Annotated in this window: 14 protein-coding genes; 9 read left to right on the top strand and 5 right to left on the bottom strand. The window is 64.0% G+C overall.

Annotated elements, in window-relative coordinates; translation table 11 throughout:
* Window positions 1-3: 3 nt before the first annotated feature.
* Window positions 4-759, top strand: a complete 756-nt coding sequence (gene psmA / locus AC6I6X_RS22355) for an archaeal proteasome endopeptidase complex subunit alpha (protein WP_497932784.1) — start codon at window positions 4-6, stop codon at window positions 757-759.
* Window positions 760-970: 211 nt separating this feature from the next.
* Entirely contained in the window at window positions 971-1,696 is a 726-nt protein-coding gene (locus tag AC6I6X_RS22350; protein WP_497932783.1) for a ribosome assembly factor SBDS, read from the top strand.
* 26 nt (window positions 1,697-1,722) lie between these two features.
* Here the strand turns inward: AC6I6X_RS22350 and AC6I6X_RS22345 are convergent, their stop codons facing one another.
* Window positions 1,723-2,037 (bottom strand): FUN14 domain-containing protein, encoded by a 315-nt coding sequence (locus AC6I6X_RS22345; protein WP_497932782.1) that lies wholly within the window; start codon window positions 2,035-2,037, stop codon window positions 1,723-1,725.
* A gap of 394 nt (window positions 2,038-2,431) precedes the next feature.
* Here AC6I6X_RS22345 and hflX point away from each other — a divergent pair, with 394 nt between their 5' ends.
* The 3 genes from hflX (at window position 2,432) to AC6I6X_RS22330 (ending at window position 5,353) form a co-directional block, all read left to right on the top strand.
* On the top strand, window positions 2,432-3,733 hold the full coding sequence (gene hflX, locus AC6I6X_RS22340; RefSeq protein ID WP_497932781.1) for a GTPase HflX: 1,302 nt from the start codon (window positions 2,432-2,434) through the stop codon (window positions 3,731-3,733).
* Window positions 3,734-3,836: 103 nt separating this feature from the next.
* A complete protein-coding gene (locus AC6I6X_RS22335; protein WP_497932780.1) occupies window positions 3,837-4,997 on the top strand; it encodes a thiolase family protein in 1,161 nt (386 codons plus the stop codon).
* Window positions 4,994-5,353, top strand: a complete 360-nt coding sequence (locus AC6I6X_RS22330; protein ID WP_497932779.1) for a nucleic acid-binding protein — start codon at window positions 4,994-4,996, stop codon at window positions 5,351-5,353. The genes AC6I6X_RS22335 and AC6I6X_RS22330 overlap by 4 nt, the downstream gene beginning before the upstream one ends.
* Here the strand turns inward: AC6I6X_RS22330 and AC6I6X_RS22325 are convergent.
* Window positions 5,350-6,150, bottom strand: a complete 801-nt coding sequence (locus AC6I6X_RS22325; protein ID WP_497932778.1) for a DUF7547 family protein — start codon at window positions 6,148-6,150, stop codon at window positions 5,350-5,352. The two genes, AC6I6X_RS22330 and AC6I6X_RS22325, sit on opposite strands and share 4 nt — an antisense overlap.
* Before the next feature lie 128 nt (window positions 6,151-6,278).
* On the opposite strand from AC6I6X_RS22325, the gene AC6I6X_RS22320 reads away from it, so the two are divergent.
* The 3 genes from AC6I6X_RS22320 (at window position 6,279) to AC6I6X_RS22310 (ending at window position 8,674) form a co-directional block, all read left to right on the top strand.
* Window positions 6,279-6,944 carry a DUF7504 family protein gene (locus AC6I6X_RS22320; protein ID WP_497932777.1) on the top strand — a complete coding sequence of 222 codons (666 nt, stop codon included), beginning with the start codon at window positions 6,279-6,281 and terminating at the stop codon, window positions 6,942-6,944.
* 459 nt (window positions 6,945-7,403) lie between these two features.
* Window positions 7,404-8,156, top strand: a complete 753-nt coding sequence (locus AC6I6X_RS22315) for a ribonuclease H-like domain-containing protein (RefSeq protein WP_497932776.1) — start codon at window positions 7,404-7,406, stop codon at window positions 8,154-8,156.
* Window positions 8,157-8,275: 119 nt separating this feature from the next.
* A complete protein-coding gene (locus AC6I6X_RS22310) occupies window positions 8,276-8,674 on the top strand; it encodes an acyl-CoA thioesterase (RefSeq protein WP_497932775.1) in 399 nt (132 codons plus the stop codon).
* A 20-nt stretch (window positions 8,675-8,694) separates the two neighbouring features.
* Here AC6I6X_RS22310 and ddfA read toward each other — a convergent pair whose 3' ends face one another.
* The 3 genes from ddfA to AC6I6X_RS22295 all read right to left on the bottom strand — a co-directional run bounded on the left by ddfA (window position 8,695) and on the right by AC6I6X_RS22295 (window position 10,923).
* Window positions 8,695-8,988: a DdfA family disk-determining factor gene (ddfA, locus tag AC6I6X_RS22305; protein ID WP_497932774.1), complete on the bottom strand. Its 294-nt coding sequence runs from the start codon at window positions 8,986-8,988 to the stop codon at window positions 8,695-8,697.
* Window positions 8,989-9,449: 461 nt separating this feature from the next.
* On the bottom strand, window positions 9,450-10,262 hold the full coding sequence (locus AC6I6X_RS22300) for a TrmB family transcriptional regulator (protein ID WP_497932773.1): 813 nt from the start codon (window positions 10,260-10,262) through the stop codon (window positions 9,450-9,452).
* Between the two features lie 358 nt (window positions 10,263-10,620).
* Window positions 10,621-10,923, bottom strand: coding sequence for a DUF7344 domain-containing protein (locus tag AC6I6X_RS22295; protein WP_497932772.1), 303 nt, complete (start codon window positions 10,921-10,923; stop codon window positions 10,621-10,623).
* A 326-nt stretch (window positions 10,924-11,249) separates the two neighbouring features.
* On the opposite strand from AC6I6X_RS22295, the gene AC6I6X_RS22290 reads away from it, so the two are divergent.
* Entirely contained in the window at window positions 11,250-12,464 is a 1,215-nt protein-coding gene (locus tag AC6I6X_RS22290; RefSeq protein WP_497932771.1) for a tyrosine-type recombinase/integrase, read from the top strand.
* Window positions 12,465-12,480: the final 16 nt, after the last annotated feature.

Below are 12,480 nucleotides of genomic sequence, written 5' to 3'. Positions count from 1 at the left end.
ACTATGCAGGGACAACAACAACAGCAGGCCTACGACCGTGGCATCACGATCTTCTCGCCCGACGGCCGACTCTACCAGGTCGAGTACGCCCGCGAGGCGGTCAAGCGAGGAACAGCAAGCATCGGCGTCCGAACGAACGACGGGGTCGTTCTCGCGGTCGACAAGCGAGTTCCCTCCCCGCTGCTCGAGGACTCGAGCGTCGAGAAGATTCACAAGGCCGACGACCACATCGGCATCGCGAGCGCCGGCCACGTGGCCGACGCCCGTCAGCTGATCGACTTCGCCCGACGGCAGTCGCAGGTCAACCACCTCCGCTACGGCGAACCGATCGGGGTCGAGACGCTGACGAAGGAAGTCACCGACCACATCCAGCAGTACACCCAGGTCGGCGGCGCGAGGCCGTTCGGCGTCGCGCTGATCATCGGTGGGATCGACAACGGCGAACCGCGCCTGTTCGAGACCGACCCCTCGGGGACGCCCTACGAGTGGAAAGCCCTCGCCGTCGGTGCCGAACGGGGCGACCTCCAGGACTACCTCGAGGAGAACTACGACGACGCCGCCGACCTCGACGGCGGCATCGCGCTGGCGCTGGACGCACTCGCGTCGGTCAACGAGGGCTCGCTCCTGCCCAACGAGGTCGGCCTCGCGACCGTCGACGTCGAGACCGAGTCCTTCGAACAGTTCGATCGCGACCGCATCGAGAGCCACCTCGAGGAGAACGATCTCCTCGACACGGGCGAGGACGAACCCGAGGAGTAATCGTTCGCGATCGATCGCCACCCGCCGCTCGACGTGGCGATCGCGAGCCGAAATCGACCCTCGATCGGACGCGATTTCTCGATCGAGGGGACGGTTCTCACGATCCGAGAGTCGATCGACTCGCGATTCGCGTCCGGGGGAGGATCACGGGCGTCGCACAGCCCTCGGCGTTCGGGAAACACTCTTTTCACTGGCGGCGAAACCATCAGTCATGATATCGCTCGACGAGGCGGTGACGGCGCGGCTCGAGTCACACGGGGCGCGCTTCGAGGTGCTGGTCGAACCGGATGCAGCCCTGGCGATCAAACGCGACGAGTTCGAGGGCGACCTCGAGGACGTGATCGCCGCCGAAGACGTCTTCGAGGACGCCTCGCGCGGCGATCGGCCCGCGGAGTCCGACCTCGAGAACGTCTTCGACACCACGGACCCGCTCGAGATCATCCCCGAGGTGATCAAACGAGGTGAAATCCAGATCACGGCGGATCAGCGCCGCGAGATGCAAGAACAGAAGCGCAAGCAGTTGATCGACACGATCACGCGGAACGCGATCAACCCGCAGATGGACAACGCCCCGCATCCGCCCGAGCGGATCGAGAACGCCCTCGAGGAGGCCGGATTCACGGTCGATCCGATGGAACCCGTCGAACAGCAGGTCGACGACGCGCTCGACGCCCTGCGTCCGGTGATCCCGATCCGGTTCGAGGAGGTGACGATCGCGGTCCAGATCCCGGCCGAACACGCCGGGAGTGCGCAGGCACAGATCCGCGGGTTCGGCGAACTCGAGCGCGAGGAGTGGCAGCCCGACGGCTCGTGGATCGGCGTTCTGACCTTCCCCGCGGGGATGCAAAACGACTTCTACGACACCGTCAACGAGCACACGAGCGGCGAGGCCGAGACCGAGATCATCAAGGACAAGGACGATTTGAAGACGCGGTGACCGGCGACGGCGGATCGAGAACGGCTCTATCCCCGGTGGTAGCCGATCAGGAAGCCGCTGGTAAACCCGGCGCCGATCGAGAGCGTCGAGAGCGCGGATTCGATCCAGTGGGTGTCAACATTCGCCGTCGGGTTCCTCGTGCCGACGAGTCCGGCCGTGAGGCGGTGCCAGTCGATCGTCACGATCCCCTGGGACTCGAGGTACCGGACGGCCATCAACTCGACGCCGACGATGATCGCGAGCAGTTTGGCGACCTTCTTCGTCGCGAACCCGATGCAGCCACCGACGACCGCGCTGGCGAAAAACTCGACGCCCAGCGCCGTCGGATCGACCTCTACCATCACGACGCTGGATTATCGACGGCAGTAATGACTGTTTCGATCAGCTGACTCTCACGATCGAACGACTGTTCTGTATGTGCTCGCAGGACGGAAACGAGAAGGTTGTTCCGTGAGGTCGAACCACGGAACGACTCGGAGGAGTGGGCTGATCGCGGGCGACGGGGTCGACCGCACCACCCAGTTCTCGCATCTTCGCGACCGGCGTCGGCCGTGCACTGGATTCAAGACGATCGGTCGCGTACCGGGAGGTATGTTCGACAGTCGAATAACGGAGGTGACTGACAGGCATCGTTAGCGTGTCAGCCACCGTGTGTACAGCGCCAACGAGGAGTACAGATCGAATCGACCAGCGACGCGTCACACTCCGGTTCCGGTCGCCCGCCGGTGAGCGCGCGTGAAGGCGATCGTCGCGAAGCGCGTCGATTCGGGCCACCCGGACACGAGCGAGATCCACGACCTCGCTGAGGCGGCGGGCTACACCGTCGTGGGCGAGGTGACCCAGTCGCGGAAGGCCGATCCCGCGCTCCAACTCGGGGAGGGGAAAGCCGAGGAACTCGCCGATCGGGTCGCGGCGACGGGAGCGACCACCGTCATCTTCGACAACCGCCTCGGACCCTACCAGACGTACAACCTCGGGCAACTGCTCCCCGAGGGCGTGGAGGTGATCGATCGGTTCACCCTGATCCTCGAGATCTTCGGCCAGCGCGCCCAGACCCGGAAAGCGCAGCTTCAGGTCGAACTCGCCGAACTCCGGTACGAACTCCCGCGGGCGGAGGCCAAGACGAGCCTGGCCAAGCGCGAGGAGCACCCCGGGTTCATGGGGCTGGGTGAGTACGACGAGAGCCGCGAGCAGGACATCAAGAACCAGATCAGCCGGATCCGGGACGAACTCGAGCGCATCGAGCAGACGGAAGAACAGCGCCGGGAGCGCCGTCGCGACTCCGGGTTCGACCTCGTCGCGCTGGCAGGGTACACGAACGCAGGGAAGTCCACCCTGCTTCGCCAGCTGGCCGACGATATCGCGGTCGAGGAGAACGAGGGCCTCCACCCCGACCTCGACCCGACGGCCGAGTCGGAGGACGACCTGTTCACGACGCTCGGGACGACGACCCGCCGGGCCGACATCGACCCCCGCGACGTGCTCGTGACCGACACCGTCGGCTTCATCAGCGACCTGCCCCACTGGCTCGTCGAGTCGTTCAAGTCCACGCTCGATTCGGTCTACCGGGCGGACCTCGTCTTGCTCGTGGTCGACGTCGGCGAGGACATCGACGAGATCCACGAGAAACTCGTCACTAGTCACGACACCCTCTACGAGCGCAACGAGGCTCCGATCGTGACGGTCCTGAACAAGATCGACAGGATCGACGACGAGGAACTCGCCGAGAAGCGCGAGGCGCTCTCGGCGCTCGCCCCGAACCCGGTCGCGGTCAGCGCCCGCGAGGGAACGAACGTCGACGCCCTCCTCGATCGGATCGATCGGGAACTGCCGGACTGGGAGGAAGAGCGACTCGTGTTGCCGATGACCGACGACACGATGAGCCTCGTCTCGTGGATCCACGACAACGCGAACGTCGAGGACGTCACCTACGGAGACGAGGACGTCCTCATCTCGTTCGAGGCCCGTCCGGCGGTGATCTCGCAGGCCCGATCGCGAGCGAGCGAGTTGCAGACGGCGGCCGCGGAGTCCGCCTGAGTCGAGACGGGGCGCCGGCGAGTACGGCACGTTCCCGTACGGGATCCCGCTACCACTGCCTCGATCCCTGCCTTTTAACCTACTGACCGGAGTCTGGTCAGTTATGGAACGGGTTGCAATCATCGGAGCCTCGATGACCCAGTTCGGGCAACGCGAGGACGAGTGGATCACGGACCTCCTCGCGGAAGCCGGGATCGAGTGTCTCGCGGACGCGGGTGTCGACGCCGCGGACGTCGAGCACCTGTACGTCTCGAACATGGCGAGCGGCGAGTTCGAGGGACAGACCGGGGTAATGAACGCGCTGGCACACGATCTGGGCGCGATGCCGGCGTACACCCAGCGGATCGACCAGACGAGTTCCAGCGGCGGGGCGGGGATCTACGCCGCCTGGCAGTCGGTCGCCAGCGGGGCCAGCGACATGACGATGCTCGTCGGCGGCGAGAAGATGACTCACCGGACGACCGGCGAGGCCACGGACGTCATCGCGTCGCTGACCCACCCTGTCGAGTACAAGACCGGCGTCACGCTCCCGTCGTTTGCGGGTCTGACCGCGCGCCACTACCTCGAGCGGTTCGACGCACCCCGGGAGAGCCTCGGGAAGGTCGCCGTCAAGAACCACAAGAACGGCGTCGACAATCCCAAGGCCCAGTTCCGGAAGGAGGTCGATCTCGAGACGGTGCTGGAGTCGCCGATCGTCGCCGATCCCTTGCGGCTGTACGACTTCTGCCCGATCACGGACGGTTCGGCGGCGCTGATGCTCTGTCCCGAGGACGTCGCCCGGGAGTACACCGACGAGTACGCCGTGATTTCGGGGATCGACGGCGCGACCGACACCCACGTCGTCCACGAGCGCGAGGACCCCACGGTCATGGGCGGCGTCGTCGAGAGCGGACAGGGTGCCTACGAGATGAGCGGCTACGGTCCCGACGACGTCGACGTGGCCGAACTCCACGACATGTTCACCATCCTCGAGTTCCTCCAGATGGAGGGGCTCGGCTTCGCCGAGCAGGGCGAGGCCTGGAAACTCGTCGAGGAGGGCTACACCGAACGCGACACCGGCGAACTGCCGATCAACACCTCCGGCGGGCTCAAGTCCAAGGGCCACCCGCTCGGCGCGAGCGGCGTCGCACAGGGCGTCGAAATCTACGAACAGCTCGTCGGCGAAGCCGGACCGCGTCAGGTCGACGCGGACGTCGGTCTCTGCTGTAACGTCGGCGGCTTCGGGAACTGCGTGATCACCACCATCATGGAGGCGGCAGCATGACGATGGAAGCGACGCGGTACGACGACGGCTCGATCAGCTACCCCGGCCACCCGCGCGGTCCCGACGGCGCGGAACCGGTGGAAACGATCGATCTCAGCGAGTACACCGCCGAGGTCGTCACCTGGACGACCTCGACCGCGACGCCGCCCGGCGTCCGCGAGCCGAACCATCTCGCGATCGTCGAGTTCGATATAGCAGGTGAATCCGTCCGCGCGATCGTCCAGCTCACGACGGGCGACGTCGAGACGGGCGACGAGGTACGACCGGTCTACGAGGAGGAGCTCCGCGAGCCCGGCGCGGGCATCAGAGAGCCCGAGAGCCAGGACTGGGACGGCTACCGGTTCGAACCGATCTAGGGGCTTTCGCCGTCGTTTTCGCGATCGTCGCCGTCGCCGGGCGATTCATGATCGTCCGAGTCGGCATCGTCGTCCGCTCCGTCGACGACGTCGTGCTCGTCACCGTCGGAGCCGTCGTCCGCAGTTGCGCCGGGTCCGTCGTCCGCGGACGCCTCACCGTCCGGTTCGGACGGCGAGTACTGGTCCTTCAGCGTCTCGAGTTCGGCGTCGACGTCCACCGCCGCGTTCTCGTCGTCCGCGACTGTCACGTCGTCCGCCTCGTCCCCGCTCGAATCGATGTCGATCTCGATCGTCTCGCTCTCACTGCCACGATCGGCGGCGGCACCCCGCAGTCGCCTGTCGACGTCGTCGCGCAACTCGCGTGCTTCCGAGAGGAGGTCGCGGGCCTCCTCGTCGGCGGGGAGCGCCCCCTCCGAGACGGCACGCTGGAGTTCCCCCAGCACGGTATCGAGCTGTGAGAGCGTGGTTCGGCGGAGTTCGTCCGCGCGATCGCTCGCAACATCGATCTCGGACCGCTCGCGGACCCGCTCGCGGACCTCCCGTTCCGTACGGACGATCTTGAGCCCGCGCTGGAACGCCTCTAGGATCCGAACGCTGGCCTCGAGCGCGGCGAGCAGGGCCGGCACTGCGACCTCGTCCGTCAGCCGCAAGAGGTCGCCCGGCGTCGGTGGCCGGGGAGTCGGCGGCCGAAACGGTGAGCGTCGACGCGAGTCGTCGAGTTCCGATCGGAGGTCGTCGATCGTCCGCGTAAGCTCGCGCATCGCCTCGGCGAGTTCGTCCTCGTCCTGGTCGACCATATTACACGTACGGACCCCGGTCCCAAAAGCCGGCCGATCGGGGTAACCGATAGCGGACAGTACTGACGAATTCCGCGGTCGCGTCGGCCGCAATATTTATTCCAGTGCCGTTTGTTCGTCAAAAACGGATGGAACGCGATCCAGGGGGAGTCACACCGGAGAGCGCGACGTTCGCGAACGAACTTGCCACGCTCAAACGGGAGGGGAGTAACATACTGGTCGTCGGGGCTGACACTGCGGACGCTCACGACGCCATCTGTAACCGTCTACTGGGTGACACTGGTCCCGACACGCGCTACCGATTGTTCGTGACGAACAGCGATACGCGCAGCACGTCCCACGGGAGCGACCGGGCCGTCGAGTCGGCCTGGACGATCGATCACTCCGGGTCGAGTCCGTCGGTGGACGACCCGGCGGCTCCGGCGTCCTTGAACCTCGGCACGCTCGGCATCGAACTCGTCGAGGCGGTCGACGAACTGGACGACGCTGCCGACGGACTCGCTCCGTCAGAACTGCGCGTCTGTGTCGACTCTCTCGTCGCGCTCTTGCAGGACTACACCGCCGAACACGTGTTCCGGTTGCTCCACCTGGCCACGTCGCGCGTCGATACCGTCGACGGGATGGGTCACTATCACCTGTCCCTCGATCGTGATCACGATGCCGTCTGCCTCCTGGAACCGCTGTTCGACGCGGTCGTCGAAGTTCGAACACGGGGCGATCGATACGAACAGCGGTGGCACCTCCGCGACAAGGGAACGTCGACGGACTGGCTCACGCTCTCTAGTAGCAACTGAACGTCAATGCACACCTGATCGCAGGACAGCTGTGCGATCAGTGTGTGACTCGTTTCAGTTGCTACTATAGCCGATCGGGCAACGGCGGCACGAGATCGAGATTCCGGAGTCGGACGGCACCGCGATTGGGCGAGGTCGCCGGAGTATCGGCGATCGGGCGCCCCTCTCGGAGGCGGGGTGTCGTCGATCGGCACGGCTTTCGGTCGGTACGCGGTTCACCAGTCGTTGCTTTCGGCTCCCGACGGTCGCCGCTTACAGGTCGAGGCACGTTTGCCTGGCGATCGTTCCCCGTTCTCATCCGCGGTTCTCGCTCGCGTCGCGGCTCACGGGTCGCACTGCTCCCCGGTCGCGTTTCGCGGTTCTCGCTCACTTCGTTCGCTCCGAACCGCGCGCTCCGAACCGCGCGCTCCGAACCGCGCGATCGAGGCGTTTTTATCGGTTCCGGACACCGATTCGGGTGTGCGAATCGAGAACAGTTTCATTCCCGTCCAGGGCGTCGGCGAGGTTACCGAACGTCGACTGTGGGAACACGGGGTTACTCACTGGGACGAGTTCGACGGTAGCGTCGTCGGACCGACGCTCGCCGATCGAATCGAGGCCTTCATCGACGAGGGTCGGGACCACCTCGCGCGCGGTGACGTCGCCCCCTTCGCGGAGGCGCTGCCGGCCGCGAGTCGGTGGCGACTCTACGAGAACGTCAGGGACGACACCTGCTTCCTGGACATCGAGACGACCGGACTGGACGCCAGTTGCGAGGACGTCACGACGGTCACGTGCCACCGCGACGGCGAGACGACCACCTTCGTGAAGGACCGGGACCTCACGGCCCAGCGACTCGCAACCGAACTGGCGGAGGCATCTTTGCTAGTCACGTTCAACGGCCAGCGGTTCGACGTCCCGTTCCTCGAGGCGTGTTTCGACGTCGAGGTCACGGTCCCGCACCTCGACCTCATGTACCCGTGCAAGAAGCTGGGGCTGGACGGCGGCCTCAAAGCGATCGAGCAGGAACTGGGGATCGATCGGGACATGCCGGATCTCAGCGGCCGAGACGCCGTTCGACTCTGGCACGAGTACGAGCGGGGCGACGACGGGGCGCTCGAGACGCTCGTCGAGTACAACCGGGCCGACACGGTGAACATGGAGCCGCTGACGGAGATCGTCTCGGATCGACTCCACGAAACGGTCTTCGAAGCCGCACGGCCCGACGCCTAATCGGGTCCGTATCGCGACTGGGTGGTCCCCGGTCCGACGGGTTCAACACTTGTCCGGCCGGCGAGCGGCCCGGCCGTCGTCACCACATATACGGTGGTCGACCCCCTATCCCCGCGAACATGACCGACTACTCCTACGAGACGGCCGTCGACGTCCGACTTCGAGACGTCGACTTCATGGGTCACGTCAACAACGCGGTCTACGCGACGTACCTCGAACAGGCCCGAGAGGCGTACTTCCTGGACGTCGTCGATGTCTCGCTGGTCGAGGCCGACACCGTGTTGGCGTCCCTCGAAATCGACTACGTCCGCCCGATCGAGGCCGACCACGACGTCACCGTCGCCATGCGGATTCCCGAACTCGGCGACTCGAGCCTCCCGATGGAGTACGAGATCCGTGCCGACGGCGAGACTGCGGCGACGGCCCGGACGGTCCAGGTCGTCGTCGATCGGGACACGGGCCGATCGGCACCGATCCCGACTGCGTGGCGGGATCGGATCGAGAGCGATCGCAACTGAACGGCGGCTCCGATCGCCGCTTACTGTTGTGCGTGTGTCTGTTTCGAGAGTTCGACCTCGCCGTCGCTCGTGACGACGACGTCGTATCCACAGAAGGGGAACTCGACGCGTCCGGTAGATCGGTCCGATCCGTTCTGTCGGGGGGCAAACAGTGAATCGAGAGCCTCGGGATTGACGACGTCGTAGAGTGCATCGTACTCCGGCGGTTCGAGTTCTACTGGATCGATCCCTTCCCGTTCAGCGACAGCGGCGATAACTTCGTAACTGAGCGACGTAGCCTCGTTCGCATCCGAACGGTCGAGTGAGAGTAGCATTGCCCGGACTCTTTCCGTCGCCGGATATAAATCCTCTGGCCCCAATCCGAGCTTGTAGTACCTTCCTACACATCAATGAACACAATCCAACACCAATGTCTATATTGGGGACTAACTTTACTATAATGTAATCACTGTATCTACTTACGGAACAGTTCAAGCGGTAATATTCGGTTCGCAGGCAGGGGTTGTACGGCCTCGATCGGACGTCGTGTGGGTAACTGTGACACGGCGACGGTTCGCATCGAGGACGCTGGCAGGTCGATCGCGTCCGGAGCCGAGAACACGACTCTCCCCCTGGCCAGCGCGTTGTCCTCGCGCGAAAGAACGTTCCGCACCGTGAACGTGGACCTTGATGACGCGATGGACACTGACGGAGCAACGAGTCGACCCGATCGCACCGTTTGTCATCCTGCCTGCCGAGCGCGACATCGAAACTCGACACCCGTCCGCTCACGGGGTCACTTTCCGGGGTCTTTCGTCGCGGCCAGTCCGGACGTCACCAACCGCCGGAGCAATACCACGAACCCGTTCTCGAGTCCGCTCGCGAAGATCGCCTGTTCTTTCGCCTTGGCGTCGTCGGCGTCCGGATAGTACGACCCGACGAGGAGCGTTTCGCGATCGACGAGCAGGATCCGACTGATCGCGACGTCGTCGTGGTCGCTGGTGAGCCAGTCGAGGCCCGTTTCGAAGATGCGAAGATTGGGGAGTTGCGCCCCCAGCGTCTCGGTGATCGTCTCCGTCTGTCCGCCGAGCAGAATCGAGATGTTCCGGTTCGCCGCCTCCTGCAGGCCGTCGAACAGCGATTCGGAGAGGATTTCCTTGTCGACGACGAGGAGCGCGATTTCGGAGTCCGCCTCGTCGATGAGATCGCGCGTTCGCGCTTCGATGGCCTCGTTCCCGATCAACGACCAGACTTCCTGCACGCGATCGTCGTCCGCCGAGCCGTCATGAACGTCCGTATTTTCGAGATGCGTCTCGAGCGTTTCGATCCGATCGGTGTACTTCCGGCGGAGCGTCTGTGTCGCCTCGGTGACGCTGACGGCGCGGTACACCTGCGGACTCGAGTGCTGGACCTCGACCAGCCCCTGTGACTCGAGGACGCGGATGGCGTCGTACACCCGGGTGCGCGGAACGTCGGAGATTTCGTGAATCTCCTTTGCCGTTCCGCTGGGAAGCTTGTTCAACGCCATAAAACAGCGTGCCTCGTACTCCTGGAGCCCGAGCTCCTGTAATAGACTGATCGCCTCTGCTGTAGTTTCGTCCTGTGTCATGGCCCAACCACGAATTCGGATATTCGAACACCCGGATTAGGCCCCGTGCATGGAAAAGGATTCGTGTACTTCGGCCTATCAGTGGGTCTTTCCGACGAGTGCGATCGCGTTTTCGCGGGTCCAGATACGTCTCCCCCTGCTGTTCACTCAGATAATCACACAAGCTTCTTGGCGTTACGGTCGGTACGGGTAAGTGGCGAGTCCCGTTACAGCCCAACCACGACGGGGCCCGCCAGTCTCTACATCCACGCGAGCGCAGCCGCTCGGCGTCGTTGGACGAATCGGCCGCAGAGAAGTCACCGTCGAACGGGACGCAATTCGATCGGACGCTCCTAGAAAGAACCAGTCCCGGCCGCCGTCACAGCCAGCCGTCGGGGAGTTCGTCCTGATGGTCGACCAGCAGTTCCAGTACCGGTTTGATTTCGTCGAACTGCGGGCCTTTTACCGCGACCTCGTCGTCCGGGTGCCACTCGATAAAGCCGTAGTCGGCCAGTTTCGGCAGGTGAACGTGGCGTTTCTGGACCAATTCGACCTCCGTCTCATCGATGTTCCACGGGACGCCCGACAGTTCGGAGACGTCCTGTGAATTGTGGTCTACCAAGGCGATCAACAGTCGACGACGTTGGACAGCTGCGAGCGCGTCAAATACCTTGTCGACCATGGGAGAATCTCACCGGTCTTTCGTGCTCCTACCGTTTAACCATGCTACATTTTCACAAAGACGATTGTTTTGATTAATCGGGTGACAGTGGGCCGTCCGGTTGACCGGGACGGAGTGAGGAGCCACGATCGGTTCGTGTCACCGGACCAGGAGTGAGATTTGAACCACGGTCGTTCCACTCGCGTCGCTCGTTTCAGTCCCTGCTACAAATCCCAATTGGCGTTGCTGACGCTCGCAAAGTTGCTCGCGTCACCAAGCCAGGGGTGGGCCGGGAACCCAAGGTTCATAGCCATAGTTTTATGATTGTCTGCTAATTCTAGCGGTTCATGGGACGAAAACCGCGCGATCGAATCGACAACCTTCGCGATCGCGCCGAAACCGGCGACGACATCGGCGATGACGACCGAGAACTCTTGATCGAATTCAGCGACACGCTCGATCTCCTCGCCCAGGAGTACTCTGACTACCGTCACGAGAAACTCCTCCGGCACTGCGTCATCATGGCCGAAGAGCTCGAGGACGACATCCTCGCTGCTGCCCTCGAAGATCGCGACGCCGCCGAGACGATCGTCGCCTGGATCAACCGCAACTACGACAACGAGGAGACCAACCGGGACTACCGCAGCGCGATCCGCGTCTTCGCAAAGCGCGTCGCCGGCGACGACGATGAGTGTCCGCCCTCGGTCGACTGGGTCCCAACCGGCACCTCCCGAAATTACGACCCGAGTCCCGATCCCCGAGAGATGCTCAGGTGGGAAGAAGATGTTCTCCCAATGATCGACCACTGTTTCAACGCGCGCGATGCGGCCATGATCGCCCTGCAGTTCGATGCCGGACTCCGTGGGGGAGAGTTCAAGAACCTCACCGTCGGCGACGTCCAGGACCACGACCACGGACTGCAAGTCACAGTCGAGGGCAAACAGGGCCGCCGAACAATCATGCTGATCCCGTCGGTCCCGCACGTCAACCGCTGGCTCGACGACCATCCCGATCGGCACGATCCCGACGCTCCCCTCTGGAGTAAGATCACCAAGTGCGAGGGGATCTCCGATCGGATGGTCTCGAAGGTCTTCGACGAGGCCGCCGATCGAGCCGACGTCGACAAGCCCGTCACGTTGACCAACTTCCGGAAGTCCAGCGCTGCCTTTCTCGCCTCGCGCAACCTGAACCAGGCCCACATCGAGGAGCATCACGGCTGGGTTCGCGGGAGCGACGTCGCCGCCCGCTACATCTCTGTCTTCGGCGAGGACTCCGATCGCGAGCTCGCGAAACTCCACGGAGTCGACGTCAGTGATGACGAGCCCGACCCGATCGCGCCGCTTCAGTGTACCCGTTGTGGCCGGGAAACGCCCAGAGACGAACCGCTGTGCGTCTGGTGCGGCCAGGCGATGGATCCCCAGGCCGCCGCCGAACTCGACGACGCCGACGATCGTGAAGCCGAATCGCTCGCCGAGCTCCCACCCGAGAAGGCCAAGAAGGTCCTCGACTTGGCCGAGGCCTTCGAGGATCCTGAGATCCGTAGCGCTCTGCTCGATCGCTAGATCAGTATGTGATTTC

The organism is Halosolutus sp. YCN4 (assembly GCF_059736495.1).
The sequence above is the reverse complement of the archived record's forward strand: the minus strand, read 5'-3'. Positions and strand labels throughout refer to the sequence as shown.